The 23,985-nt window shown below is 63.2% G+C and carries 24 protein-coding genes and 1 tRNA gene; 14 read left to right on the top strand and 11 right to left on the bottom strand.

The window, feature by feature from the left end; translation table 11 throughout:
• Window position 1 precedes the first annotated feature (1 nt).
• From NKH01_RS08860 to NKH01_RS08850, 3 genes are all read right to left on the bottom strand, one after another.
• Complete coding sequence (locus NKH01_RS08860) at window positions 2–208, bottom strand: hypothetical protein (protein WP_031194351.1); 207 nt, start codon at window positions 206–208, stop codon at window positions 2–4.
• A 62-nt stretch (window positions 209–270) separates the two neighbouring features.
• Window positions 271–1,254, bottom strand: a complete 984-nt coding sequence (locus NKH01_RS08855) for a cation diffusion facilitator family transporter (RefSeq protein WP_352918306.1) — start codon at window positions 1,252–1,254, stop codon at window positions 271–273.
• Between the two features lie 13 nt (window positions 1,255–1,267).
• Window positions 1,268–1,954: a GNAT family N-acetyltransferase gene (locus NKH01_RS08850; protein ID WP_023720204.1), complete on the bottom strand. Its 687-nt coding sequence runs from the start codon at window positions 1,952–1,954 to the stop codon at window positions 1,268–1,270.
• Between the two features lie 83 nt (window positions 1,955–2,037).
• On the opposite strand from NKH01_RS08850, the gene NKH01_RS08845 reads away from it, so the two are divergent.
• Window positions 2,038–3,222: a pyridoxal phosphate-dependent aminotransferase gene (locus NKH01_RS08845; RefSeq protein WP_353019956.1), complete on the top strand. Its 1,185-nt coding sequence runs from the start codon at window positions 2,038–2,040 to the stop codon at window positions 3,220–3,222.
• Window positions 3,223–3,250: 28 nt separating this feature from the next.
• Window positions 3,251–3,631 carry a YciI family protein gene (locus NKH01_RS08840; protein WP_023720202.1) on the top strand — a complete coding sequence of 127 codons (381 nt, stop codon included), beginning with the start codon at window positions 3,251–3,253 and terminating at the stop codon, window positions 3,629–3,631.
• A 115-nt stretch (window positions 3,632–3,746) separates the two neighbouring features.
• Here NKH01_RS08840 and NKH01_RS08835 read toward each other — a convergent pair whose 3' ends face one another.
• Together NKH01_RS08835 and NKH01_RS08830 are read right to left on the bottom strand one after the other, a co-directional pair.
• Window positions 3,747–4,502, bottom strand: coding sequence for an SDR family oxidoreductase (locus NKH01_RS08835; RefSeq protein ID WP_352481957.1), 756 nt, complete (start codon window positions 4,500–4,502; stop codon window positions 3,747–3,749).
• 223 nt (window positions 4,503–4,725) lie between these two features.
• Window positions 4,726–5,472, bottom strand: a complete 747-nt coding sequence (locus tag NKH01_RS08830; RefSeq protein WP_352481956.1) for a tellurite resistance TerB family protein — start codon at window positions 5,470–5,472, stop codon at window positions 4,726–4,728.
• A 277-nt stretch (window positions 5,473–5,749) separates the two neighbouring features.
• Here NKH01_RS08830 and NKH01_RS08825 point away from each other — a divergent pair, with 277 nt between their 5' ends.
• Window positions 5,750–6,109, top strand: a complete 360-nt coding sequence (locus tag NKH01_RS08825) for a YybH family protein (RefSeq protein ID WP_023720199.1) — start codon at window positions 5,750–5,752, stop codon at window positions 6,107–6,109.
• A gap of 22 nt (window positions 6,110–6,131) precedes the next feature.
• Here NKH01_RS08825 and trhO read toward each other — a convergent pair whose 3' ends face one another.
• A complete protein-coding gene (gene trhO / locus NKH01_RS08820) occupies window positions 6,132–7,052 on the bottom strand; it encodes an oxygen-dependent tRNA uridine(34) hydroxylase TrhO (protein ID WP_353019955.1) in 921 nt (306 codons plus the stop codon).
• 169 nt (window positions 7,053–7,221) lie between these two features.
• Between trhO and NKH01_RS08815 the strand changes: the two genes are divergently transcribed.
• On the top strand, window positions 7,222–7,860 hold the full coding sequence (locus NKH01_RS08815; RefSeq protein WP_353019954.1) for a 2-dehydro-3-deoxy-phosphogluconate aldolase: 639 nt from the start codon (window positions 7,222–7,224) through the stop codon (window positions 7,858–7,860).
• A gap of 59 nt (window positions 7,861–7,919) precedes the next feature.
• Here the strand turns inward: NKH01_RS08815 and NKH01_RS08810 are convergent.
• The 3 genes from NKH01_RS08810 to NKH01_RS08800 all read right to left on the bottom strand — a co-directional run bounded on the left by NKH01_RS08810 (window position 7,920) and on the right by NKH01_RS08800 (window position 11,887).
• Window positions 7,920–7,993 (bottom strand) — tRNA-Gln (locus tag NKH01_RS08810).
• 106 nt (window positions 7,994–8,099) lie between these two features.
• Entirely contained in the window at window positions 8,100–9,965 is a 1,866-nt protein-coding gene (gene mepK / locus NKH01_RS08805; RefSeq protein ID WP_353019953.1) for a peptidoglycan L,D-endopeptidase MepK, read from the bottom strand.
• A 359-nt stretch (window positions 9,966–10,324) separates the two neighbouring features.
• Window positions 10,325–11,887, bottom strand: a complete 1,563-nt coding sequence (locus tag NKH01_RS08800) for a sigma-54-dependent transcriptional regulator (protein ID WP_353019952.1) — start codon at window positions 11,885–11,887, stop codon at window positions 10,325–10,327.
• Between the two features lie 152 nt (window positions 11,888–12,039).
• On the opposite strand from NKH01_RS08800, the gene NKH01_RS08795 reads away from it, so the two are divergent.
• The 6 genes from NKH01_RS08795 to NKH01_RS08770 all read left to right on the top strand — a co-directional run bounded on the left by NKH01_RS08795 (window position 12,040) and on the right by NKH01_RS08770 (window position 18,237).
• Window positions 12,040–13,875 carry a M3 family oligoendopeptidase gene (locus NKH01_RS08795; protein ID WP_353019950.1) on the top strand — a complete coding sequence of 612 codons (1,836 nt, stop codon included), beginning with the start codon at window positions 12,040–12,042 and terminating at the stop codon, window positions 13,873–13,875.
• Window positions 13,876–14,266: 391 nt separating this feature from the next.
• Window positions 14,267–15,076 (top strand): helix-hairpin-helix domain-containing protein, encoded by an 810-nt coding sequence (locus NKH01_RS08790; RefSeq protein ID WP_353019949.1) that lies wholly within the window; start codon window positions 14,267–14,269, stop codon window positions 15,074–15,076.
• A 158-nt stretch (window positions 15,077–15,234) separates the two neighbouring features.
• Window positions 15,235–16,386 carry an aminodeoxychorismate synthase component I gene (locus tag NKH01_RS08785; protein WP_031194349.1) on the top strand — a complete coding sequence of 384 codons (1,152 nt, stop codon included), beginning with the start codon at window positions 15,235–15,237 and terminating at the stop codon, window positions 16,384–16,386.
• Window positions 16,335–16,997: an aminotransferase class IV family protein gene (locus tag NKH01_RS08780; RefSeq protein WP_031194348.1), complete on the top strand. Its 663-nt coding sequence runs from the start codon at window positions 16,335–16,337 to the stop codon at window positions 16,995–16,997. Before NKH01_RS08785 ends, NKH01_RS08780 begins: the two co-directional genes overlap by 52 nt.
• Before the next feature lie 17 nt (window positions 16,998–17,014).
• Window positions 17,015–17,302 carry a YciI family protein gene (locus NKH01_RS08775; RefSeq protein ID WP_023720190.1) on the top strand — a complete coding sequence of 96 codons (288 nt, stop codon included), beginning with the start codon at window positions 17,015–17,017 and terminating at the stop codon, window positions 17,300–17,302.
• Window positions 17,299–18,237 carry a heme-dependent oxidative N-demethylase family protein gene (locus tag NKH01_RS08770; protein ID WP_352481946.1) on the top strand — a complete coding sequence of 313 codons (939 nt, stop codon included), beginning with the start codon at window positions 17,299–17,301 and terminating at the stop codon, window positions 18,235–18,237. The genes NKH01_RS08775 and NKH01_RS08770 overlap by 4 nt, the downstream gene beginning before the upstream one ends.
• Window positions 18,238–18,335: 98 nt before the next feature.
• Here the strand turns inward: NKH01_RS08770 and NKH01_RS08765 are convergent, their stop codons facing one another.
• On the bottom strand, window positions 18,336–18,779 hold the full coding sequence (locus NKH01_RS08765) for a DUF6640 family protein (protein WP_031194347.1): 444 nt from the start codon (window positions 18,777–18,779) through the stop codon (window positions 18,336–18,338).
• A 15-nt stretch (window positions 18,780–18,794) separates the two neighbouring features.
• Entirely contained in the window at window positions 18,795–19,121 is a 327-nt protein-coding gene (locus NKH01_RS08760) for a MoaF-related domain-containing protein (RefSeq protein WP_156948115.1), read from the bottom strand.
• Between the two features lie 195 nt (window positions 19,122–19,316).
• Between NKH01_RS08760 and NKH01_RS08755 the strand changes: the two genes are divergently transcribed.
• The 4 genes from NKH01_RS08755 (at window position 19,317) to omp10 (ending at window position 23,893) form a co-directional block, all read left to right on the top strand.
• Window positions 19,317–20,366 carry a LacI family DNA-binding transcriptional regulator gene (locus NKH01_RS08755; protein WP_352494711.1) on the top strand — a complete coding sequence of 350 codons (1,050 nt, stop codon included), beginning with the start codon at window positions 19,317–19,319 and terminating at the stop codon, window positions 20,364–20,366.
• A 158-nt stretch (window positions 20,367–20,524) separates the two neighbouring features.
• Window positions 20,525–21,763, top strand: a complete 1,239-nt coding sequence (locus NKH01_RS08750) for a hypothetical protein (RefSeq protein WP_353019948.1) — start codon at window positions 20,525–20,527, stop codon at window positions 21,761–21,763.
• Window positions 21,764–21,885: 122 nt separating this feature from the next.
• Window positions 21,886–23,331 carry a homospermidine synthase gene (locus tag NKH01_RS08745; protein WP_353019947.1) on the top strand — a complete coding sequence of 482 codons (1,446 nt, stop codon included), beginning with the start codon at window positions 21,886–21,888 and terminating at the stop codon, window positions 23,329–23,331.
• A gap of 187 nt (window positions 23,332–23,518) precedes the next feature.
• Entirely contained in the window at window positions 23,519–23,893 is a 375-nt protein-coding gene (omp10, locus tag NKH01_RS08740) for an outer membrane lipoprotein Omp10 (protein ID WP_023720183.1), read from the top strand.
• The last annotated feature ends 92 nt before the right edge of the window (window positions 23,894–23,985 follow it).

Genomic DNA, 23,985 nt, shown 5'->3' with positions numbered 1-23,985 from the left:
GTCACTTTCCCTTTTTGCGCTGGCTGCGGCTACGCAGCCAGAACACGACGAAGATTGCCACCATGAAGATCGCGGCGACGACGCCGGCAAGAACCGTCGAGACGTTGCCGACCGCCAGCATCACGGTTGGAAGATAATAGGCTGCGATGCCGAACAGCAGCAAAATCCAGGCGGCGCCGATTGCCGCATTGCGGGTGTCGCGGTCCATCACGCGGCCCCAGGGTAGCGGGCGTTCATGTCGATCGTTGCCAATACCAGGAACTCCCGAAATCAGTGATAGTGGCCACGGTGCGGTGCCGCATCATGCGCGTGATCGTGCTCGCCATCATGCTCATGGCTGTCGGCACATTGGCCGAATTCCGGTTCGACGGTGGCATGGGCTATGCCATGCTCCTGCGCAAGCCGTTTCTTGATCGCGCTGACCGCCATATGCGCGTCGACGCCGTCATTGAGGCAGGCATGCAACGTCGCCATGTTGCTGGAACCGTCGATCGACCAGACATGCATGTGATGCACCTCGCGCACGCCCTTGATCGAGCCTTCGATGTCCCTCGCGATCAGGTCGCGGTCGAGGCTTGCCGGCACGCCTTCGAGCAGGACGTGGGCAGCCTCGCGCATCAGCGACCAGGCCGTGGACAGGATCAGCAGCGCGACAAGGACCGACAGGATCGGATCGATAGGCGTCCAGCCCGTCGCCAGGATTATCAGCGCCGCGATGATCGCCGCGGCCGAGCCAAGCAGGTCGCCGAGCACGTGCAGGATGGCGCCGCGCATGTTCAAGCTGTCACGGTCGCCGCCATGCAGCACGAAGAAAGAGCCGATATTGACCGCAAGGCCGGCGATCGCAACGACCAGCATCGGCCCACCGAGCACGGGCGCAGGCGTCAGCAAACGCCCCCAGGCCTCATAGACGATCCACAGCGCAATGGCGAAGATGGCGATGCCGTTGGTGTAGGCGACCAGTGTCTTGACCCGGCCGAAGCCGTAGGTGAGGCGCACGGTCCCCGGTCGGCTCGCAAGATGAAAGGCATACCAGGCAAGGCCGAGCGCAATGCAGTCGGCAAGCATGTGGCCGGCATCCGCCAGCAGCGCCAGCGATCCCGTCAGGAGACCGCCAAGCGCTTCGACGACCATGAAGCCGGCGGTCAGGCAAGCCGCGATCAGCACGCGCTTCTTGTCGGTCGAGCCATGCACATGCCCGGCACCGTGACTGTGGTCGTGGCCCTGCGCGGCATGGTCGTGGGTATGCGCCATCTATGAGCTCCTGCTACGCGCCAAACTCGGCGCGGAAATCCTCGAGCCGCCGCTTCTGCTGGCCATCGCTGTCGAAATTGGCCGGATCGAGCCACGCCTCATAGGCTCTGCGCAGATCAGGCCATTCCTTATCGATGATCGAATACCACGCGGTATCGCGGTTTTCGCCCTTGACCACAAGATGCTGACGGAAAACGCCCTCGAACTTGAAGCCGAAACGTTCCGCCGCGCGCTTCGACGGCTCGTTGCGATTGTTGCATTTCCATTCGTAGCGGCGGTAGCCAAGCTCGTCGAAGACGTACTTCATGAACAGGAACTGCGCTTCCGTCGCCGCCGGCTTGCGCGAGATCAGCGGTCCCCAATAGATGTTGCCGATCTCGATCACGCCATAGGCCGGATCGATGCGCATCAGCGTCTGGCGCCCGGCGACCTTGCCGCTGGCCTTGTCGATGACCGTGAAGAACAGCGGGTCATCGCTGGCTTCGGCCTTGTCCAGCCATGGCTGGAAGGCGGCGCGGGTCTGCGGCGGGTCGTCGAACAGCCAGGCGAAGCGGCCGCCGGCATCGACCACTGACGAGGCCTCGAACAGGCCGTCGCCGTGCTTTTCGGCGTTGAGCGGCTCCAGCCTGACAGTGCGCCCCTCCAGCAACTTGCGTTCGGGCCGCGGGCGCGGTTGCCAATTCTTGAGATTTTCCGACACCGAAAACTCCAATCCGTTTGACTTTTGCGGGCGGACGCTCACAAAAACGCACGCTCGCTGAAAGAACCACACGGACGGGAAAAATGCTCCACACGATTTCGGCCTTCGACCGCCTCGGCGAGGAAAATGCGTTCGCAGTGCTGGCGCGTGCCACTGCACTTGCCCACCAGGGCCGCGACATTGTCAATCTCGGCATCGGCCAGCCCGACTTCAAGACGCCGCAGCATATCGTCGAGGCAGCGATCAAGGCGCTACGCGATGGCCATCACGGCTATACGCCGGCCAACGGCCTGCTGGCGACGCGCGAAGCTGTGGTACGCCGCACGCTGGCCACCACTGGCGTCGAAGTCTCGCCGGAAGCGGTGATGATCCTGCCCGGCGGCAAGCCGACCATGTTCGCGGCGATCCTGATGTTTGGCGAGCCGGGTGCCGAAATTCTCTATCCCGATCCCGGCTTTCCGATCTACCGCTCGATGATCGAGTTCACCGGTGCTGCCCCCATCCCGGTGCCGATGCGCGAGGAGAACGGCTTTGCCTTTTCGGCCGCGGAGACCTTGGCGCTGATCACGCCGAAGACCAGGCTGCTGATCCTCAACTCGCCGGCCAATCCGACCGGCGGCGTCACACCGCGCGCCGAGATCGAGAAGCTGGTCAAGGGCCTGGAAGCGCACCCGGATGTCGCCATCCTTTCCGACGAGATCTACGACGTGATGACCTATGACGGCGAGACGCATTGTTCGCTGCTCGCTTTCCCCGAAATCCGCGACCGGCTGATCGTGCTCAACGGCTGGTCGAAGACCTGGGCAATGACCGGCTGGCGCATGGGCTGGTCGATCTGGCCGAACGGCGACAAGGGCGCGCATCTCTACGACAAGGTGCGCAAGCTGGCGGTCAATTGCTGGTCCTGCGTCAACGCGCCGAGCCAGTATGCCGGCATAGCCGCCATCGACGGCCGGCAGGACGATGTCGACACGATGATGCGCGCCTTCGACCGCCGCAGAAAGGTCGTGGTCGAGGGGTTGAATGCCTTGCCCGGTGTTTCCTGCATTACGCCGAAAGGCGCCTTCTATGCCTTCCCCAATGTTTCCAAGACCGGCTGGAAGGCCAAGAAGCTCGCCTCGGCGCTGCTCGAGGATGCCGGCGTGGCGCTGATCGGCGGCCCCGATTTCGGCATTCTCGGCGAAGGCTATGTCAGGCTATCCTACGCCAATTCCGAGGAGAACATCCTGCGCGCGCTGGAGCGGATCGAGACGTTTCTGACGAAGTGAGGCCACGATCGACGAAAGGAGACGCCAGATGTTCTATGCCATTCTAGCCTATCACGAGGAAGAAGCGATTACGGCGCTGACGCCGGAGCAGGATTCGGCGCTGATGACCGATCTTCTCCAGATCAACGATCGGCTTTACCGGCAAGGCACCCTCGGACCGGCGGCGCGGCTCGGCGCGACACAAGACGCCTGCACCTTGCGCGGGCCAGGCACCGGAATGGTTGTTGACGGCCCCTTCGCCGAGACCAAGGAACAATTGCTGGGACTCTATGTTGTCGACTGCGCCAACCGTGACGCCGCTGTCGACATTGCGCGCGACCTTCGCCGCGTCAATCCGACCGCCGTCTACGAAATCCGCCCGATTTCGCTGTATCTTCCCGGCGTGCCGCTTCCCGTCACGCGGCCCTAATGCATGTCGCGCAAAAGTGTGCAGCGGTTTGTGATAACGACATGCATAAACAAGAACCTAAAGCGCGTCGCATGAGGCCGGTCGAACGCGACGCGCTTTTAGGACCGGGCTGAGACTAGCCGCGGCCGACAAACGGCATCTTGGTCGCCATCACGGTCATGAACAGCACGTTGGCGTCGAGCGGCAGGCTGGCCATGTGAAGGACGGCATCGGCGACGCGCTCGACATCCATCACCGCTTCGGCGGCAATGGTGCCGTTGGCTTGCGGCACGCCGACCGTCATCGCTTGCGCCATGTCGGTCAGCGCGTTGCCGATGTCGATTTGACCGCAAGCAATGTCGAAGGGCCTGCCGTCCAGCGCCAGCGTCTTGGTCAGCCCGGTGATGGCGTGCTTGGTCGCCGTATAGGGCACCGAGCCCGGCCGTGGCGCATAGGCCGATACCGAGCCGTTGTTGATGATGCGGCCGCCCATCGGCTGCTGCCTGCGCATGGCGCCGAACGCGCCGCGAGCACACAGGAACGAGCCTGTGAGATTGACCCCGACAACGTCGTTCCACACTTCGACCGGGATATCGTCGATCAATGTCGATTTGTAGCTCGTGCCGGCATTGTTGAAGAGCAGGTCGACGCGCCCGAAGGCCGCTGCCACCGTCTCGAACAGATCGTCGACCTGATCGGCCTTGCTGATGTCGCAGGCGACCGCCAATGCCTTGGCCTGTGTCGGCCCGGCGGCGGCGATCGCATCCTCCAGCACCGGCTTGCGGCGACCGCAGAAGACCGTATTCCAGCCGGCCTTGAGCAGCGCCGTGGCGACGCTTTTGCCGATGCCCGTACCGGCGCCGGTGACGATGGCGGTTTTATAGTCGCTCATGGCTGTACTCCCTGAAAGGGATGAGGCATCGCAAATGACGGGAACCATGGCAAGCCGGCCCAAGGCCTGTGCTCGCAAAAAGGGCGGCCATTGGCGACCGCCCCTGATCCGAACCGGGCTTGGGAGGAGGAAAGCCGATCCGACTGCCTGAAATCATGCGCTCACCGGATTAACGAGAGCTAACGCGAATGCCGCCGAGCGCTCCGAGGCTCTCCCCTTCAAGCTACCAGCGCGAACCGGTCACCGGCTTGGCCGTGCTGCCCGCTGCCGGCACCTTCGCCGCCGTCACCGTCGCCTCGACATGGTCGACCAGCGCGTCCGGCAGGCCGAGGCGGCCAGCAAGCAGGTCGAGATAGCCGCGTTCGGCCCGCGTGTCCGGATCGATGGCAAGACGCGAGGCGGTGTAGAGTTCCAGCTTTTGCGCATCGGTCTTGGCGCCGGCGATCAGCACATCCAGATCGAGCGGTGCGTCCAGTTCCGACATCAGGAATTTCTCCGCTTCGGCGCCGACGCCGGCGAGGCTGAGCTTGCCGGCGATCTTCTGCCGCTCTTCGTCATCGACATGACCGTCGGCCTTCGCCGCCGAGATCATCGCCCTGACCAGCGTCAGCGTGAATTCGTCTTCGCCCTGGGGCGCTTGCGACGGATGGAAGGCGGTATCGGCCGGCGGCGGCAGCAATTCCGGTTCGCCGGCGGCTTGCGTTTCGGCCGGCGCGTTGCCGTTCTTGTAGTTCTGGTAGGCCTTGTAGGCGAGGCCGCCGATCGCGGCCAGGCCACCGAGCTTCACCGCCGCACCGGTGACCTGGCGGCCTGGGCCGGTTCCGAGCAGCACCGCGGCCAGCGCGCCGGCGGCAAGCGGATTGTCCTTGGCCATCTGCACCGCCTGCCCCGCCTTGTCGCGGACGGTCGATCCGGTGCCGGGAACTTGCGAGCCGAGCAGATCATCGAGGAGCTTCTTGGGATCGAACATCTATGCCTCCAGAATTGGCCCGGCCGAAGGTGCGCGGGCAGGTTTGCACGTCGAAGACCTAGGTCCCGCAGTTTGACATTACAATGACGCGGTGCATCCTTTTGCCCGCTGCCACGCGTGACCTCGCACCGACATCTGCTGGGATTTCACACGGAAATCAAACTGCTTCAGCCTCCTTCCGCACCCTAAAAACATGCAGTGCTGTGGACCTTGGAAGTGTCGAAACCAGCCCCGACTTCGAGTAATGTCGCGGCATGTCGCTTGCGAGGAGCCTGGCATGACCGATGAGACTGACCGCCAGCCGGCACGCGATCCCCAGGAACTGGAGCGCCTGCTGATTTCACGGCAATGGGTCGGAGACATTGACGGCATGGCCGCGCTTTTTGAGCCGCATGCAGTCATCGACAGCGGTGGCGGACAACTGACGTTCGGCCGCGAAGCCATCCAAACGCTGTTCGCGGAGATCACCGCAACCGGCCGAAAATTTCAGTCCGGAGATCAGCGTCCGGCTGTCATCAATGGCGACCTGGCGCTCACCTCGACCCGGCTTCCCGACGGCACGATCACCACCGAGGTCGCACGCCGGCAGAACGACGGGACATGGCTGTGGGTCATCGATCGCTTCTCTGTTGCTTAACGTGAAGTTGCTTGACGTGAAGCTAACTTCCGATGTGACGATCGCCGCGCGCTTGCGCCAGCTCGACCTGGCGCTGGCGCTCGGCATAGCGGGCGCGATCCTCCTCCGAGCGGGCATCGAAGCAATGCGGGCATGAAACGCCGGTTGCATATTCCAGCGACAGCCGGTCTTCTGCGGCTAGCGGATGCCGGCAGGCGCGGCAGAGTTCGGCCTCGCCTTCGACCAACCCGTGCGATACCGAAACGCGCTCGTCGAACACGAAGCATTCGCCTTGCCAGAGGCTCTGTTCGGCGGGCACGTCTTCGAGATACTTCAGAATGCCGCCCTTGAGGTGGAAAACGTCCTCGAAGCCAAGCGACTTCACATAGGCCGTCGCCTTCTCGCAGCGTATGCCGCCGGTGCAGAACATGGCGACCTTGCGCCCCTCGAGCGCATGCCGATGCCGCTCGACCCAGGCCGGGAATTCGCGGAAGCTGGTGGTGGCGGGATCGACAGCGCCCTTGAAGGTGCCGAGCGACACCTCGTAGGCGTTGCGCGTATCGATGACGATGGTGCCTGCATCCGAGATCAATGCGTTCCAGTCGGCCGGCGCAACATAGGTGCCCGCACCTGCCGCCGGGTCGATATTGTCCACGCCCATGGTGACGATCTCGCGCTTCAACCGCACCTTCATGCGGTGGAACGGCATCGCTGCGGCGCTGCTGTATTTGATCTCGAGGCCGGCGAGACCTTCGATGGATTCGAGATGACCGATGAGCGCCGCGATTGCCGCTTCACTGCCGGCGACCGTGCCGTTGACGCCCTCACGCGCCAAAAGCAGCGTGCCTTTGATGCCGCGTGCGCAGCAGAAGGCGGCGAGCGGCGCACGCAGCGCCTCGAAGGTGTCGAGCCGGGCGAAGCGGTAAAGCGCGGCAACACGGAAGGCTTGGCTGGACAGTGTCATCGCCAAGCCACTAAACGCTCACGACAGCCGGATCAAGGCAGAGCCGAGAGCGGTCTGCTCGCGACGGGTTGCGAACACCACGCGTGACATCGCGACACGCCGCGTTTCGTGGACAGAAAAACCGCCTTCTGCTAACCGGTCGACTTGATCAACAGAGGAGAGACGACGAATGCCCAGCACGACCGAAAAGCTCCTGTCGCTCCTCAACGGCCAGCCGGTCATACCGGTGCTGAAGATCGCCAATCCCGCCGACGCGGTGCCGCTGGCCCAGGCGCTGGCCCGCGGCGGCCTGCCGGCGATCGAGATTACGCTGCGCACCGCCGACGCGCTGGAGGCGATCCGCCGGGTGGCGGGCGAGGTCGAAGACGCCGTCGTCGGCGCCGGCACCATCCTGGACGCCCGCCAGTTCGGCGAGGCGGCGGCCGCCGGTTCGAAGTTCATCGTCAGCCCCGGCATCACCAGCGAGCTTCTCGCGGCAGCCAAGGACAGCGATGTACCGTTACTGCCCGGCGCCATCACGCCGGGAGAGGTCATGGCCGCGCGCGAAGCCGGCCTGCGCTTTTTGAAATTCTTCCCGGCCGAACAGTCGGGCGGCATCGCCTCGCTCAACGCCTTCGCCTCGCCGCTCGCCGACGTGAAATTCTGCCCGACCGGCGGTATCACCGGCAAGAATGCGGCCGACTATCTCAGCCTGCCCAACGTCATCTGCGTCGGCGGTTCCTGGGTGGCGCCGGACGATCTGGTCAAGGCCGGCAAATGGGACGAGATCGAAGCCTTGGCGCGCGCCGCGAGCAAGCTCGGGCGCTAGCATCTTCTGCATGAAAAGCCGCTGCCGATCTGGCTCTGCTGCCGATCTGGTTCGCCGGCTGGTTCCCGCTCATGGGCTCGAACCACGATTCACGCCTTCAAAGGGCGCTGTCCTACCATTAGACGAAGCGGGAGAATGCTGGCAGTTGATTAGCATCCCGGCACGAAGGAAGCCAGTGCCGGCGGTGGCGGCAGCCGCGCGGGGTGCCCAGCGCGGCCTTTACGATATTTGCCCAGCCGTTATTCGGTCTGGAAGCGGGCCACCGACATGAACTTGACGGCCTTGCCGGTGAACCGGTTGGCGTCGGCCATCTCGTTGCCCGGCTGGAAGCCCACGGTATAGACCTCGCTCGGTGCCGTACGGACGAAGTCGTAAGCATAGCGCGGCGCCGTTGTCGCGTCTGAAACGGTCGCGACATACTCGCCGCTGTGCAGCGCCCAACGGGCAGCCTGCGGCGCGGCAGCGACCACCACCGGCTTGGGACCGGGTTTCAGGTCGCGGGCGGTGGCCCTGGGTTCCTTGCGTGTGGTCTTCACGCCCGCGCCGATGACGGCCGTCGGATCGGAGCCGGCCGGGCGGGCAACGATGGCCTTGCGCGGCGACGCCCCGTCGCTCGATGCGTCGTCGCTCGCCGGTTCCTCGAACACCGATGCTTGCTCGGAAAGCGAAGCGACCTTGTATTCGTCGGTCGCGCTGACCCGTTCCAGAACGGCCTTGACCTCGTCGGGCTGCGAACTGTCGGGCCGCGCCGACGGCAATACCGAGAATGCATCGGTGGCGGTGTTGCTCCGCTCGGCCGCACTCGCGAGCGCCAGCAACACTTGCTTGTCCTGCGGCGCAAGACCAGCCGACGAAAGATCGGCCGGCAGCGAATGATCGGGCCGCCAGCTCGGCACGGGAATGTTGTTTGCCGCGACCTGCACCGGGCCGGCCGTAGCCGACGCGTCTGCCATGCCGAACGGAACACTTGCCGGGGCCACGCTTGCCGACGCCACACTTGCCGGCGCTTGCGCGGTTGCCACCGCCTGTTCGGTGGATGCAGTCGCATCCGCCACGCCGAACGGAACGTTTTCAGGCGGCTGGGCACCGATGTCGGCCTTCGGGCGCGGAGCAAAATCGGGCAGCGGAATGCTGCGCGCCGGCAATGCCGCGATGATCGTCTCCGGCGTGTCGTTCTCCGGTTCAGGCGCAGGCGCCGGAACATCGGCGACTTCCGGAATCTCGGCACGCTTGGCATCCCGAGGCGCCACGATGGCGATGCCAGGCAGATTGCTGCTCTTGGCCGACGGCGCCGGCTTCACGTTACGGGGCTTTGGCGCTGGCTCAGCCATCGCCACATCGGCGCTGTCGTCCGCCTCGTCGTCGCCGCCGCCGAAGAAGGCTGCCAGGAAGCCGCGGGATTTTTTGCCACCGCCGCTTGCGCTGGCCAGTTCGATGGCCGGCGCGCCGGCGCCCTTGCGGGCTTTGTAGGAGGCGAGCGCCTGTTGATAACCAGGCAGCGGCTTGCCGTCGCTCGGCACATGCAGCGTCTTGCCATTGGGGAACACGCGCGCCAATTCCTGGCGGCTGATGCCGGGCCAGTGGCGCACATTGCCGACGTCCATGTGCACGAAGGGCGAGCCGGAGCTGGGATAATACCCGACGCCGCCGCCCTGCATCCTGAGGCCGATGTCGCGCAGCTTCTTTAGCGGCACGCCGGGAATGTAGAAATCCATCGCCCTGCCGAGCATGTGCTGGCTCTTCTCGGCGACGCCCCTGCTGCGGCTGCGCAGCATCGAATTCGTCGACGGCGAACGATAACCGCAGACGACCTGGATATAGTCGGTGGCGCCGCTCTCACGATAGGCTTCCCAGACCAGGTCCAGCAGGCGCGGATCCATCTTGGTCGGCTCGTTGCGACGCCAGTCGCGCAGGATGATGTTGATCTTTCGCAAGCCCGCTTGATCGTAGCGGCCGTTGCGCTTGTAGACGATCTCCGCCTTTTCATGCGTGTGGAGATGATAGAGCTTCAGCGAACGTGTCTCGGCGCTGGCGCCGGTTGCCGCCGCTGCAAGGAACCCGACGGCAACAATCACCGCTGCCAGCCATCTCGGCCAGACGCTCATGTGATAATGCCGCCCGTTTTTGTGTCGTTCGATTCTGTTCAAATCAAAAGGCCTTGCAGGCTGCCGTTTTGTCCCCGGATTTGACCAAACGGATGCGTTAGATGTGCATCCGAATATCGATCCTAATGGTTAATCATCGCTTATTGAAGCCGAAATGCGGTAACACCGTGGCGATATCCCGCCAAAAATATTGCGCAGGAGATCTTGGTAAACCGCTGGTTTAGATCATGTTTTGGCGCCAGCTCGAAACACGATCTGTTACCGTCCGCCTTAATACGTGAACATTGCGGCGAACACGTCATTACGAGACTCAGTTGCCTGGAATGATGTCCGGATGAGAACCGGCTTGGCCCTGTGACTCAGGAAGCGAGCCTCTCGACACGGCCGGTCTCCGGGTCGATGCCGTATTCCTTGAGCTTGCGGTAGAGCGTCGACCGGCCGATGCCGAGGCGGCGGGCGACCTCGCTCATCTGGCCGTTGTAGTGGTCGATGGCGAGCTTGATCATTTCGAGCTCGACATCGGCCAGCGCACGCACATTGCCGCGCTCGTCGAGCGCCCGCAGCGTGCCGAAGCGGGGTCTGGCCGGCGCGTCGGGCTCGGCCGCGGCGGCGCCGACGGCGGCCGGGACGTTATCACGCGGCAGGCTGCCCGAAGCCAATCCGGAAGCTGGCCACCCTGAAGCTGGCCCCCCTGAAGCTGGCGAGGCGATATCCGCATCGAGATTGACCGTGCCCTCGACCTGCGCCCGGATCTGCGGGAACTCTTCTTCGGTCAGCATGTCGCCCTCGGCGAGCACCGAAGCCCGGAAGACGGCATTTTCGAGCTGCCTTATATTGCCCGGCCAGTCATAGGCCTGCAGCATGGCGAGCGCCGCAGCCGAGATGCCTCGCAGACGGTGGCGCGGATCGGCGGGCGCCACCTTCTCCATGAAGTGCTCGACCAGATGGGGAATGTCGTCGCGACGGTCGCGCAATGGCGGCACGAAGATCGGATAGACGTTCAGACGATAGAACAGATCCTCGCGGAACTTGCCGTCCTTGACCTGCTGCAGCAGGTTGCGATGGGTTGCCGAGATCAGCCTGATGTCGACCCTGACGGTCGAGCGCCCGCCAACCGGATCGACTTCGCCGTCCTGTACGGCGCGCAACAGCTTGACCTGCACGTCGAGCGGCAGGTCGCCGATTTCGTCGAGGAACAGCGTGCCCGAATGCGCTTCGACGAACTTGCCGGTGTGTTTTTCGGTGGCGCCGGTGAACGAGCCCTTTTCGTGACCGAACAGGATCGATTCGACCAGATTGTCGGGGATGGCGCCGCAATTGACGGTGACGAAGGGTTTCGAGCGGCGGTCGCCGCTGCCCTGGATGGCGCGCGCCACCAGTTCCTTGCCGACGCCGGATTCACCCTCGATCAGGATCGGAATGTTGGACGCCGCCGCCTTGCGGCCGAGCCGGATCACCCGATCCATCGCCGGACTGTGAGTGATCATGTCCTTGAACGTCAGATGGCCGCCGCGCTGCCGTGACGAGCGCTTCACTTCGCCTTCGAGCGCTTCGACCTTGAGGGCATTGCCGATCGACGCCTGCAGCCTGTCGGGAGAGGCCGGCTTGACGACGAAGTCGAAGGCGCCGTGACGCATTGCCGAAACGACGGTTTCGATGCCGCCCTGGGCGGTCTGCACGATGACGGGAATGTGGATGCCGCGCTCGCGCATTGCCTTCAGCACGCCGATGCCATCGAGGCCCGGCATCATCAGGTCGAGGATGACCACCGAGACGTCGCGCGCATTGGGCCCGTCGACAACATCGAGACCGGCCTCGCCGCCATCGGCGACGATCGCGGTGTGGCCGAATTTCGTCACCGCTGCCTCGAGCAGCCTGCGCTGCACCGGATCGTCATCGACTATGAGTATGGAAGCTGCCATGACTGATCCGACCGTGCCCGCCCGAGAATGCGCCCTATGGATCATCTTGGCACAGGGTTCTAAATAAGCTTTCAAAAAACCCGGTGAATGAATTCCTTAGGATTTGACCGGCTTCTCGTTTCCTCGAATTTTCGTGTTTGGAAGGATCGGCAATGCGCATGGTTTTTGCTCGAAAGCTGGCGGCGGCGTCCAGTCAGGGCGTGGCGGAGCTTGGCGACCTGCCGGAATGGAATCTGGCCGATCTCTATTCGGGCATGGAAGCGCCCGAGTTGAAGCGCGACATCGCCAAGGCCGCCGCCGATGCCATCGCCTTCGAGAGCCGTTGGAAAGGCACGCTCGCCGCCGAGGCCGGGCGTGGCAGCGCCGGCAGGCTGGGCGAGGCGCTCCAGGCCTATGAAGCGCTGGAGGAGCTGATCGGCCGGATCGTCTCCTATGCCGGGCTTGTCTATGCCGGCAACACGTCGGATCCGCAGCGCGCCAAGCTCTATGGCGACATCCAGGAAAAGATGACCGATGCCAGCGCGCACCTGCTGTTTTTCGCGCTTGAGCTGAACCTCATCGACGATGGCGCGATCGAAAACGCACTCGCCGCCGATCCGGCCTTCGCCCACTACCGGCCCTGGGTGCTCGATCTGCGCAAGGACAAGCCCTATCAGCTCGAAGACCGCATCGAGCAACTCTTCCACGAAAAGTCGATCACCGGGCGCGGGGCCTGGAACCGCCTGTTCGACGAGACGATGACCGATTTGCGCTTCGGCCTCGACGGCGAGGAGTTGACGCTTGAGCCGGCGCTCAATCGCCTGCAGGACGCCGACGGCGAGGTGCGCCGCCGGGCGTCCGAAGCGCTGGCCGCAACTTTCCGCAAGAATTTGCGCGTCTTCACGCTGATTACCAACACGCTGGCCAAGGACAAGGAGATCTCCGACCGCTGGCGCGGCTTCGAGGACATTGCCGATTCCCGCCATCTCGCCAACCGCGTCGAACGCAGCGTGGTGGACGCACTCGCCGCGGCGGTTCGCGACGCCTATCCGCGCCTGTCGCATCGCTATTATGCGATGAAGGCGCGCTGGCTCGGCATGGACGTGATGAACCATTGGGACCGAAACGCGCCCCTGCCGGAGACCCCGCAGGCGGTCATCGGCTGGGACGAGGCCAAGAACACCGTGCTTTCCGCCTATCAGCGCTTTTCACCCGACATGGCGGAGATCGCCAGAACTTTCTTCGACCGCAACTGGATCGATGCACCGGTGAGACCCGGCAAGTCGCCTGGTGCCTTCGCCCATCCGACGGTGCCTTCGGCGCATCCTTATGTGTTGCTCAACTACATGGGCAAGCCGCGCGACGTGATGACGCTGGCGCACGAGCTCGGCCACGGCGTGCACCAGGTGCTGGCCGGCGGCCAGGGCGCCTTGATGGCGTCGACGCCGCTGACGCTGGCCGAAACCGCATCGGTGTTCGGCGAGATGCTGACCTTCCGCTCGCTGCTCGAGCAGACCACCGACAAGCGCGAACGCAAGGCCATGCTCGCCCAGAAGGTCGAGGACATGATCAACACGGTCGTGCGCCAGGTCGCCTTCTACGAGTTCGAGCGCAAGGTGCATGCCGAGCGCAAGAGCGGCGAATTGACCTCCGACAAGCTCGGCCAATTCTGGCTGGAAGTGCAGGCGGAAAGCCTCGGGCCGGCGATCAAGCTACGCGAGGGGTACGAGGTTTTCTGGACCTATATCCCGCACTTCATCCACTCGCCTTTCTACGTCTATGCCTATGCATTCGGCGATTGCCTGGTGAACTCGCTCTACGCGGTCTACCAGAACGCCGAGCGCGGCTTTCAGGAGAAATATTTTGCCATGCTGCGCGCCGGCGGCACCAAGCATCATTCCGAGCTTCTGGCGCCGTTCGGCCTTGACGCGACGGACCCTGCCTTCTGGCAGATCGGGCTTGGTGTGATCAGCGGACTGATCGACGAGCTGGAAGCACTGGACAAGTGATGCGCAACACTGGGTGATGCGCAACACCGGGTGACCGGGTTTTCCAGAACAGTTTAGCTGCAATGCATATTGACGATGGTTCTATTCTTGTCTTGGATATTTGTTCTTAAATAACTTTCCATGGAAGTTTTCCGTTAGATTCCCGTAAGCTGTATGATAGCGTCCGCCCTCAAGCTCAGCCGGGCACGAATGGATCCGGTCGGAAAGTCCCGACCGGTCATGGCGCGTCGGCGGATGCGACAACGGTTGTTGGCCAGGGGCAAACCGGTCGCCGACAGCTCGATCGAAGCCGGCTGTTCTGCAAATTGCGGAACCACCATCGAATGGTCCTTCGCCGAGGTCATGGCTCCACAGGCCAGGGCGGACGGATCGGACTGGAGAGAGAAAGACAATGGGCACTTTTTTCTACATGCTCCTGGCGTTCCTGGTAGGTGTGTTGGTTGGCTGGTTCATTTGGGGACGCCTGCGTGGCGAACTCGACAGTTTGCGCGGCGATCTCGACCGCACGCGCAGCGAACGTGACAGATTGCGGGCCGATAGCGACCGCCTGACCGGTGAGTTGGATGAATGCGGCCGCGCCCGCGCCGACCTCGAGCGGCGGCTGGGCGAGGCGCCGGCCGCCAAGGCGCCAACCGCGAAGGCGGCAACAGCCAAGGCGCCAGCCGCCAAGGCCGGCGCAACCAAGGCGGCGATGCAGGCACCGTCAACCCTGATGTCGACATCCGCGCCGGCCAAACCGGCGCCGAAGAAATCTGCAACGGCCAAGGCTGCGACCGCGCCACGCGCAAGTGCGGCGGAAACGGCGACGCCGAAGCCGGCTGCATCGAAAGCGAGCGCCGCACCCAAGACTGCGCCAGCGGCAAAAAAGACTGCGCCAGCGGCAAGCAAGGCTGCGCCGGCGGCAAAGAAAGCCGCGACCGGCAACGCAACGACCGCAGCGGCGGGCAAAGCCAACGATCTGCGTCGCCTGATCGGCATCGGCCCGACCAACGAGCGGCTGCTCAAAGGGCTTGGGGTCACGACCTATGCCCAGATCGCCGCCTGGACGCCCGACGATGTCAGGCGGATCGAGGCGACGTTGAATTTCGACGGCCGCATCGAACGTGAACGCTGGATCGAGCAGGCGAAACTGCTTGCCGCCGGCGACGAAAAGGAATTTGCGCGCCGCTTCCCGACCGCGGGGGAAGCCAGCAACACCTGATCCATCGCAAGGCGGCATTTGGAACAAGGCGGCGCTCTCGGGCGCCGCTTTTGTTTTTGCCCCGCCGCGCCTTTGCGTCTTGAGACGCCGTTCCCTCGATTGCGCACGGTCGAGCCCCCATATAGATCGATCGCTGGTGACCGCAGCATCCGAGCCTTATGTCCCTGCCCCTGCCCTTTGCAATTTTCCGGAACGACGAGACCGCGCGTCAGCTCGTTTTCGACCGGCCGGCCGAGATCATCTCGGCGCATGGCGAGGCGGACTTCCTGCCGGCGCTTGAAGCCGCGCAGGCTGCACATGATGGCGGCAAATGGCTGGCCGGCTATTTCTCCTACGAGGCCGGCTACCTGCTCGAGCCCAAGCTCGTTCCGCTGCTGCCAGCCGGCCGCCGCGCCCCGCTTTTCTGCCTCGGCGTGTTCGACCCGCCGGTCGAAGAGACGGTCGCGCCAGGCGATCTGCCGGCTAGCAACGGCCCAATCTTCGACCCCAAGGCAGCCTGGTCCTCGGACGACTACGCCAAACGCTTTGCCAGGCTGCATGACCACATCCGCAAGGGCGACTGCTACCAGGGCAATCTGACCTTTCCGGTCCACGCGCAATGGTCGGGCGATCCGCTGGACGCCTTCAACGCGCTGACCGAACGCCAGCCGGTGAAGTATGGGGCGCTGGTCGCGCTTGGCGATCCGATCGTCTTGTCGCGTTCGCCGGAACTGTTCTTCGAGGTCGACGCGGAAGGCATGATCGAGACGCATCCGATGAAAGGCACTGCGCCGCGCGGCGCCACCAAGGCGGAGGACGATCGCCTGAAAGCGTTCTTGCGCAACGACGAGAAGAACCAGGCCGAGAACCGGATGATCGTCGATCTCCTGCGCAACGACATCTCACTGATCAGCGAGGTTGGCACGCTCGATGTGCCGGAGCTTTTCCGCATCGAGAGCTACCCGACGGTCCACCAGATGGTGAGCCGCGTGCGGGCGAAACTTTTGCCCGGCCTCGCCATCCGCCAGATTTTCGCCGCGCTGTTCCCCTGCGGTTCGATCACCGGCGCGCCGAAGATCCGTGCCATGGAGATCCTGCGCGAGCTGGAAGGTGGCCCGCGCGATGTCTATTGCGGCGCCATAGGCTGGATCGCCCCCGGCGGCCGGATGCGCTTTTCGGTGGCGATCCGCACCATCTCGCTCTTTGCCAATGGCGAGGCAGTCTACAATGTCGGCGGTGGCGTCGTCTTCGATTCGACAGCCGAAGAGGAGTACCAGGAGTGTCTGCTGAAAGCCCGTTTCGCGACGGGAACACTGCCGATTTCGAACTGATCGAAACAATGCGCTGGGAACCCGGCTCGGGTTTCCTCCGTTTCGACCGCCATCTCGCGCGGCTTTACGGCTCGGCAGACGAACTCGGCTTCGGCTGCGACCCGCAACGGGTCGGTGAAGCGCTGATGAATGCGGTCGGCCGCCAGCACATTGCGTTGCGCACTCGCCTCGTCCTGTCGCGCAAGGGCGATGTAGCGGTTTCGGTGCAGCCCTACGCGCCGCTCGCCGCAGACAAGGTCTGGACCGTGCAGCTGGCGCGCGTGCGGCTTGATTCGAGCGATATGCTGCTGCGCCACAAGACCAGCCGCCGACAAATCTATACGCGCGCCCGCGCCGAATATCTCGCCGGCCGGGCCGACGAGGTGCTGCTCGCCAATGAGCGCGGCGAAATCTGCGAGGGCACGATCACCAATGTCTTTGCCGAATTCGGCGACGGCGTGCTGGCCACGCCGCGGCTCGATTGCGGCCTGCTGCCTGGCGTCCTGCGCGGCGAACTGCTGGATCAAGGCCGCGCCCGCGAAGCAATCTACACATGGAGCGAACTGAAATCGGCCAAGGCGCTGTTCGTCGGCAACTCGCTGCGCGGATTGATCCCGGCGCGGCTGGGCTGAAGCATCGGGAGACAACAATGTTCGTGGTTTCGCTGAAGTATACGGTGCCGCTGACCGAGATCGACAGCCTGCAGCAAGCGCATGTCGAGTGGCTGAAGGCCTGTTATGCGGAAGGCATTTTTGTCGCCTCCGGGCCGAAGCGGCCGAGGACCGGCGGCATCATCATCGCGCGCGGTCCACGCGACGTGCTCGATGCCAGACTGGCGGACGATCCCTTCGCCAAGGCAGGCGCCGCCGATTACGAAATCACCGAATTCACGGCGAGAATGGCCGCCGCCGCACTGGAAGCCTACAAAGAAGCATGAGTTTCCGCCCACCGACCCACACACCCTATGACGGCTCGTCGAAACTGTTCACCATCGGGCTGAAGCCGCTCAATCTAGATAGATGGATCGAGATCGACGAATATCTGCTGCCCTATCTTGCCGAGAAACGCCGGCTTTATGCCGAAATTCCAGACAAGGTTTTTGTCGAGGAGCAAGCCACACGCGACGCCCAACGCGAAGTGCTCGATCTGCTCGGTGCGCATCTGGCGGCGAACTTTCCTGGGACCCACAGGCGTACCGACAACGGGATCGTGGTGATCGGCGGCACCGACAGTCTTGTAGGCTCAGGCACCGCAGCTTCTTTCAGCGATGCGCCGCTTGTCGCGGCCTCGTTGCTCGTCCAGGAGGATTTGATCCTGATGCGCCGCGACGAGAGCGGCTGGCGTCTGGCGGCCGGCTCGCTCTGCTTCCCCTCGTCATGGTCGCTGACCGAAAAATTCGGCAAGCCGCTGCAGCAGATCCACGCGCCGGTACCGGGTTTCGGTCCAGGCACACGCCCGGCCGATCTCATCAACCGCATGTTCGACGGCCTCCAGGGCCAAGCCGTCGAGCGCTACAACTGGTCGATCCAGGCGGGCGACGCGCTCTACCATCCGCTCTCCAATGTCGAACGCATCGACCGCGCCAGCAGTCGCCCGTCGAGATTCCCGGACGGTGACATCGACGCCCATGCCTTTATCCGCGTCGAGCGGCAGACGCTGAGAAAGCTCCCCGTTTCGGGCGACGTACTCTTCACCATCCGCATCCATCTCGACCCGCTCGCCGTGCTGGAGCGCCACCGCGACCGTGCGGCGCTCGCAGCGTCCTTGGCCGAACAACTTCTGGCGCTGGACGAGGCCCAGCTCGACTACAAGGGGATGACCGCCGATCGTGACCGGCTGGTCGCGTGGCTTAGGGCGCTGGCGCTGTCCTAGAGCAGTTCATCGTTTCACGGAAACGCCGAACCGCTCCACCTCTTTGTTCTTGCGCAATTCCGGACGGAAAACCGTCTCACACTTTTCCCGGAATTGCCCTAAATCGCAGCTAGGCCCAGCAGCAGGATCGCCGACATCGCGGTAAAGACGGTGACGTTGACATCCCACCGCCAGCCCGCCGGTCCAAACGGCGGCCGGAACGGCGGGTAGCCGTTCTCGTCATACAGCACGCCACCATAGATCGGCCGCGAGAGCATGGCCGCGAAGAATGCCCCATACATGGCCGCGGCCAATCCGCCGGCGAGATAGAGCCGCTCGGCTTCGAGTTGCCCCTTGATCCAGATGAGTCCGAGGGCAATCAGCGCCACCCCGGTATAGCTCAGCACCTGCCAGACGACGTGAAACCGGGCATGGGGAGTCCACAGTGGATTGGTGGCGTGGGTGGCGTTCAAGTCGGCTTTGATCGTCGCTACACCGTAACCCACGGTCGCGACGCTCAGCAGAATTCGAGCAAGCAGATGACTGTCATAAGCGAGTTCCATCGCATTTTCCTCCCCTCACGCCGGAACGGCTTGAATGGCGCCCTGAGCACAGAAGAGCTGCCCATCGGCCAGCCGCGCATAATTATGGACGATCCGGTTCTCGTGATCCTGCAACTGCACAATGAAGTTGCCGCTCTGCTCCGTCCAACTCGCGAGCACGAGATTCGGACGCACGCTGGTCAGGCCGACCTTGACCACCTCGTCGATTTCAGTGGTCCCGATCGACGCCTGGATATGCAATTCCTGCGGCGAAAGAAACGTCAGCCGCGGTACGAAGGGGCCGAAAACGCAGTCGAAAGTCTTGCCTACGAGCGAGGCTGGAAAAGCATCGGTTTCTGCCATCATCCTCTCCTTGGGCATTGGCCGCTGCGACCATGCCATGTGACGATTCTCGGTGTCTCAGTCGCAGAAACACCCTCAGTATATGCTCTTGGAGCGCTCCAAGGAGCACGATCCCCCTATTTTGGTTTTGAGTCAATAAAATTCTTGGAGCGCTCCAAAAAATGGTCTACCTCAGGGAAAACGAGTGAATCGCCAATGCCCACCCTAGCCGATGTCGGCAAGGCTGCCGGAGTTTCCCGGGGGACTGTCTCCAACGTCTTCAACCGGCCGGAGCTGGTCAGGCCCGAATTGCGCGAGCGCGTCGAAGCGGCCGCGCGAGCGCTCGGGTTTGGCGGCCCCGATCCGAAAGGACGATTGCTGCGGGACGGCAAGTTCAATGCCATCGGGTTCATGCCGCCTGGCGCCTACGCCATCTCCGAAGTGATGAGAAGCCCATACGGCCGCGAGCTGGTGCTCGGCGTTTCGCTCGCCTGCGACGAGGCTGGAACGACGCTCAGCCTTGTAAACGGCACCGACAACACGCGCTTCGCCAGCATCCGCGATGCCCTGGTTGACGGCTTTATCCTTGGTCACAGCGCCGACATTGGTCTCATAATTTCGGTCCAGAGACGCCGTCTGCCCTTCGTCATTCTCGAAAGCGACGCAGGTCCCGACATCAATTCGATAAAGATCGACGGCAGGAGTGGCGCGGTTGCTGCCGTCCGGCACTTGACCGGGCTGGGGCACCGGCATTTTGCCATCCTTTCGGTGCGCCGGTCTCCCGGCCCGCCGATTGTCCACATGCCCGGAAAGGCAACGCGCCCGCTTCTGGCCGGCTTCCCGCTCGACGATGAAAGGCTCGACGGTTTCAAACAGGGTTTGGCGGAGGCGAATTTGTCGATCGACGATGTCCCGATCATCGAGACGATCCCGGGCGAGCCATCTGCCGGAGCAGTGGTGTTCGACAGGGCGCCTGAAGCAACCGCGATCCTGACCATGTCGGACTGGCAGGCGATCACGATCCTGGACGAGGCGGTTCGCCGCGGCATAGACGTGCCGGGCCACGTGTCGGTCGTCGGCTTCGATGGCACCGCTGAATCCGCACGCACCACGCCTCCGATGACCACTGTCGCACAAGACGTGATCGGAAAAGGCCGGCTTGCCGCCCGAATGGTCCTTGACAATGAAGCCCCCCGCCAAGTCGTTCTGCCGGTAGAACTGGTGGTTCGAGCCTCCACAGCCGCGCCGAGGACAAAAACCCGCTGAAACGGGCGGATGCGCCATCCGCACCAGGGGCGGCGCTCGCCGCGTCTTTTCGCTGAGCAGCCTCAGGTGCGGGACGAGGCACAACTTGACTATAAGGGCCTGACAGCCGACCGTGACTGCTGGCGCAAGACAGCTGTAACTTGCGGCTTGGGGGAAAAATGATCCAGCATCTTAGCAGGCCGGTCACGTTAATGGCCGCGATCCTGGTACTGTCGACAGCAGCCGAGGCGGAGCCGGTGACTTATGCCGGCAAGCTTGGAAAGAGCGATATCGTCGTCGAATTCACCGGCGACCCCGCCGCGCCCGGCGGCCCGCTGGCCGGCCGCTATTTCTACCGCTCGAAGGGCGTCGACATCCCGCTGCAGGCCCGGTCTCAAAAGGGCAGCAAGTTCGAACTGGCCGAGGAGGAGGCATGCGGCGCCGACAATTGCGATGACGGAAAGGCTGCGCCGATTGCCGCCGTCTGGCGCCTGGCCTCATCCAGTAACGGCAAAACCCTTGAAGGCAGCTGGAACGGAAAGAGCGCGCTGCCGCTCAGATTGGAACGGGTCGCAAGTCGGCAGGTGACCGAGAACGAGCCCAGCAGCCCGCTCGATCTCTACGATTTCAGCTTCATGAAGTTCTTCGGCAATGACACGCCGCTCACCATGGAAACGTCCCCTTATGACTATCTGCGGGTGGACACTCAGCTCGATAACGGCAAGACGACTGGTTGGCCGGACGCAACCTACCGCTATGTCGTCGACCCCCGCACCAAATTTGCCACGCCGCGCATTGTCGAACTGTCCGGCGACGTTCCAATCGAGGCCGCGAACGCTCTGCTGCAAGACAGGCACTGGCGCGCCAACATCGGCGCACTGAGCTGCGTGGCGGCGCAATATGCCGGTTTCAACGAAGGCGGGCCGATTGACGGTGTGAACGGCGGCACACTCGGCGGCTATGAGGACAGCACATTCGAAGTGACCTCGCTGACTCCGCGGCTGATGAGCTGGCGGGAGTCCGGCAGCATCTTCTGCGGCGGAGCGCATCCGACCAACTATTCGGACGCCTACATCATGGATGTGCGGCGCGGCGTCCTGCTCGGCCTTCAGGACATTTTCTTGGATACGATAGATGGCAAGCCCGGTCCTTCCCTCGCCTCCTTCGTCAAGCAGCGGCGCAAGAAACCGAGCGATCAGACCGATATTGATCACGAAGCCGAATGCGGCATCGACGATCTGATCGACGAAAATTTGGCTGCCAGCCTCTGGCGCGAGGGCGACAAGCAGGTTCTGGTGTTCGGGCTCCAGACCCTGCCGCATGCCATCCAGGCCTGCGCCGACGATCTGCTGGAACTGCCGGTCTCCGAGGCACGTGCCCTCTTCAAGCCGGAGTTTGCAAGTCTGGTCGAGCCGTAGCCGGGATGGCGCGGCGTAACGCCGGCCGTCCGATTTTCGCTTTATTGTGACAATGATCTATGGTTTGTCGCGCCGCGGCCAAGCCGCTGTTCCGAAGCGTTTTTTGAGGGAGTAATCGATAAATGGTGAATGAAAACTGGCCCGTTTACGGTGAGATCACCGGCCCTGTGGTGATGATCGGCTTCGGCTCGATCGGACGGGGAACGCTGCCGCTGATCGAGCGCCATTTCAAATTCGACAAGTCGCGCATGACGGTCATCGACCCGCGCGACACCGACCGCAAATTGCTCGACGAGCGCGGCATCACCTTCATGCAGGACGCGGTGACCAAGAAGAACTACAAGAAGCTGCTGACACCGCTTTTGACCAATGGCGGCGGCCAGGGCTTTTGCGTCAACCTGTCGGTCGACACTTCCTCGCTCGAACTCATGAAGCTCTGCCGCAAGCTTGGCGTCCTCTATATCGACACGGTGGTCGAGCCCTGGCTCGGCTTTTATTTCGACGAAAAGGCCGACAATGCCTCACGCACCAACTATGCGCTGCGCGAGACGGTGCGTACTGAAATCGCGAAGAACCCAGGCGGCACCACGGCGATCTCGTGCTGCGGCGCCAATCCGGGCATGGTCTCGTGGTTCGTCAAGCAGGCGCTGGTCAACCTCGCCACAGATCTTGGCCTCGATTTCTCGGAGCCCGCGCAGCACGATCGCGAAGGCTGGGCCAGGCTGATGAAGAAAGCCGGCGTCAAGGGCATCCATATCGCCGAGCGCGACACCCAGCGCAACAAGAAACCCAAGCCGATGAACGTGTTCTGGAACACCTGGTCGGTCGAAGGCTTCATTTCGGAAGGCCTGCAGCCGGCCGAGCTCGGTTGGGGCACGCATGAGACGTGGATGCCGAAGAACGCCAAAAAACACAAGAACGGCTCGAAGGCCGCGATCTTTCTGGAGCAGCCCGGCGCCAACACGCGCGTGCGCACATGGTGCCCGACGCCCGGTCAGCAATACGGCTTCCTGGTGACGCATAATGAGGCGATTTCAATTGCCGATTTCTTCACCTTGCGCGGCAAGAAGGGCAAGGTGCAGTACCGGCCGACCTGCCATTACGCCTATCATCCCTGCAACGACGCCGTGCTGTCACTGCACGAGATGTTCGGTGCCGCCGGCGAGGCTCAGCCCGTGCATCACGTGCTCGACGAAAACGAACTGGTCGATGGCATCGACGAACTCGGCGTGCTGCTCTACGGTCACGCCAAGAACGCCTACTGGTACGGCTCGCAGTTGTCGCTGGCCGAGGCGCGCAAGCTGGCGCCCTACCAGAACGCCACCGGCATGCAGGTCACGTCGGCGGTGCTGGCCGGCATGGTTTGGGCGCTGGAAAATCCCGAGGCCGGCATCGTCGAAGCCGACGAGATGGATTACAAGCGCTGCCTCGACGTGCAGAACCCATATCTCGGGCCGGTCAGGAGCTATTATACCGACTGGACACCGCTCGACAATCGACCTGGTCTGTTTTCCGAGGACCTCGACACCAAAGACCCGTGGCAATTCCGCAACATCCTCGTTCGATAGCAGCGTTGCGTCGACACTCCGCCAGCTTGCAATCGCCCGGAAATCGGGCGATTGAAGAGGAGCGGCCTAGAGCGACGTGCGTCCATTTGGACGCACAAAGTACGCTCTAGCACTTTGAATGTGAGCATCGTGCTTTCCGAAAATCGGATCGATTTTCGGGCCGATGCGAGAGGAGAGGATTTTGAAGATGACGATCGCGCAAAGACTGCTTTCGGCTGGCATTGCCGCGGCCGCTACGGTCGCGTTGGCGGCCTGCACCACAACCGGCCCAGGCGAGCCGCCGGTGATCACGGCCAAAGGGGTTGAAGGCTCCTGGATCGACGCGCAGGGCACGGGCTTGTCCACCTTCAAGGGCGGCAGCTTCGCGACCGTCGCAACCGACACCGGCCAGAAGCTTGCCGATGGCAGCTACACCATGACCGGCGGCACCTCGGTCGAGATCCATGGCACTTCGCTGATCCGCCAGACGCCGATCAGCTTCAACTGCCTGATGGTCTCCACAAGCCAGCTCAATTGCACCAGCGCGAGCGGGCAGAATTTTGTGCTGACCAGGCGCACCTGAAATCCGATTCCGAATTGACTTTGCAAAAGGGCGGCGGCTTCAAGCCGCCGCTTTTTACGCCGGCAAAGCCTTTTTACGCCGGCAAAGCTGAT

Source organism: Mesorhizobium sp. M1403 (genome assembly GCF_040317695.1).
Classification (GTDB): domain Bacteria; phylum Pseudomonadota; class Alphaproteobacteria; order Rhizobiales; family Rhizobiaceae; genus Mesorhizobium.
Note: the sequence above shows the minus strand (reverse complement) of the source record. Positions and strands in the feature narration are given on the sequence as shown.

Coding starts and splice junctions, on each gene's coding strand:
- NKH01_RS08860 (WP_031194351.1), bottom strand. CDS start 208: ATGGACCGCGACACCCGCAATGCGGCAATCGGCGCCGCCTGGATTTTG.
- NKH01_RS08855 (WP_352918306.1), bottom strand. CDS start 1,254: ATGGCGCATACCCACGACCATGCCGCGCAGGGCCACGACCACAGTCAC.
- NKH01_RS08845 (WP_353019956.1), top strand. CDS start 2,038: ATGCTCCACACGATTTCGGCCTTCGACCGCCTCGGCGAGGAAAATGCG.
- NKH01_RS08840 (WP_023720202.1), top strand. CDS start 3,251: ATGTTCTATGCCATTCTAGCCTATCACGAGGAAGAAGCGATTACGGCG.
- NKH01_RS08835 (WP_352481957.1), bottom strand. CDS start 4,502: ATGAGCGACTATAAAACCGCCATCGTCACCGGCGCCGGTACGGGCATC.
- NKH01_RS08830 (WP_352481956.1), bottom strand. CDS start 5,472: ATGTTCGATCCCAAGAAGCTCCTCGATGATCTGCTCGGCTCGCAAGTT.
- NKH01_RS08825 (WP_023720199.1), top strand. CDS start 5,750: ATGACCGATGAGACTGACCGCCAGCCGGCACGCGATCCCCAGGAACTG.
- trhO (WP_353019955.1), bottom strand. CDS start 7,052: ATGACACTGTCCAGCCAAGCCTTCCGTGTTGCCGCGCTTTACCGCTTC.
- NKH01_RS08815 (WP_353019954.1), top strand. CDS start 7,222: ATGCCCAGCACGACCGAAAAGCTCCTGTCGCTCCTCAACGGCCAGCCG.
- mepK (WP_353019953.1), bottom strand. CDS start 9,965: ATGAGCGTCTGGCCGAGATGGCTGGCAGCGGTGATTGTTGCCGTCGGG.
- NKH01_RS08800 (WP_353019952.1), bottom strand. CDS start 11,887: ATGGCAGCTTCCATACTCATAGTCGATGACGATCCGGTGCAGCGCAGG.
- NKH01_RS08795 (WP_353019950.1), top strand. CDS start 12,040: ATGCGCATGGTTTTTGCTCGAAAGCTGGCGGCGGCGTCCAGTCAGGGC.
- NKH01_RS08790 (WP_353019949.1), top strand. CDS start 14,267: ATGGGCACTTTTTTCTACATGCTCCTGGCGTTCCTGGTAGGTGTGTTG.
- NKH01_RS08785 (WP_031194349.1), top strand. CDS start 15,235: ATGTCCCTGCCCCTGCCCTTTGCAATTTTCCGGAACGACGAGACCGCG.
- NKH01_RS08775 (WP_023720190.1), top strand. CDS start 17,015: ATGTTCGTGGTTTCGCTGAAGTATACGGTGCCGCTGACCGAGATCGAC.
- NKH01_RS08770 (WP_352481946.1), top strand. CDS start 17,299: ATGAGTTTCCGCCCACCGACCCACACACCCTATGACGGCTCGTCGAAA.
- NKH01_RS08765 (WP_031194347.1), bottom strand. CDS start 18,779: ATGGAACTCGCTTATGACAGTCATCTGCTTGCTCGAATTCTGCTGAGC.
- NKH01_RS08760 (WP_156948115.1), bottom strand. CDS start 19,121: ATGGCAGAAACCGATGCTTTTCCAGCCTCGCTCGTAGGCAAGACTTTC.
- NKH01_RS08755 (WP_352494711.1), top strand. CDS start 19,317: ATGCCCACCCTAGCCGATGTCGGCAAGGCTGCCGGAGTTTCCCGGGGG.
- NKH01_RS08750 (WP_353019948.1), top strand. CDS start 20,525: ATGATCCAGCATCTTAGCAGGCCGGTCACGTTAATGGCCGCGATCCTG.
- NKH01_RS08745 (WP_353019947.1), top strand. CDS start 21,886: ATGGTGAATGAAAACTGGCCCGTTTACGGTGAGATCACCGGCCCTGTG.
- omp10 (WP_023720183.1), top strand. CDS start 23,519: ATGACGATCGCGCAAAGACTGCTTTCGGCTGGCATTGCCGCGGCCGCT.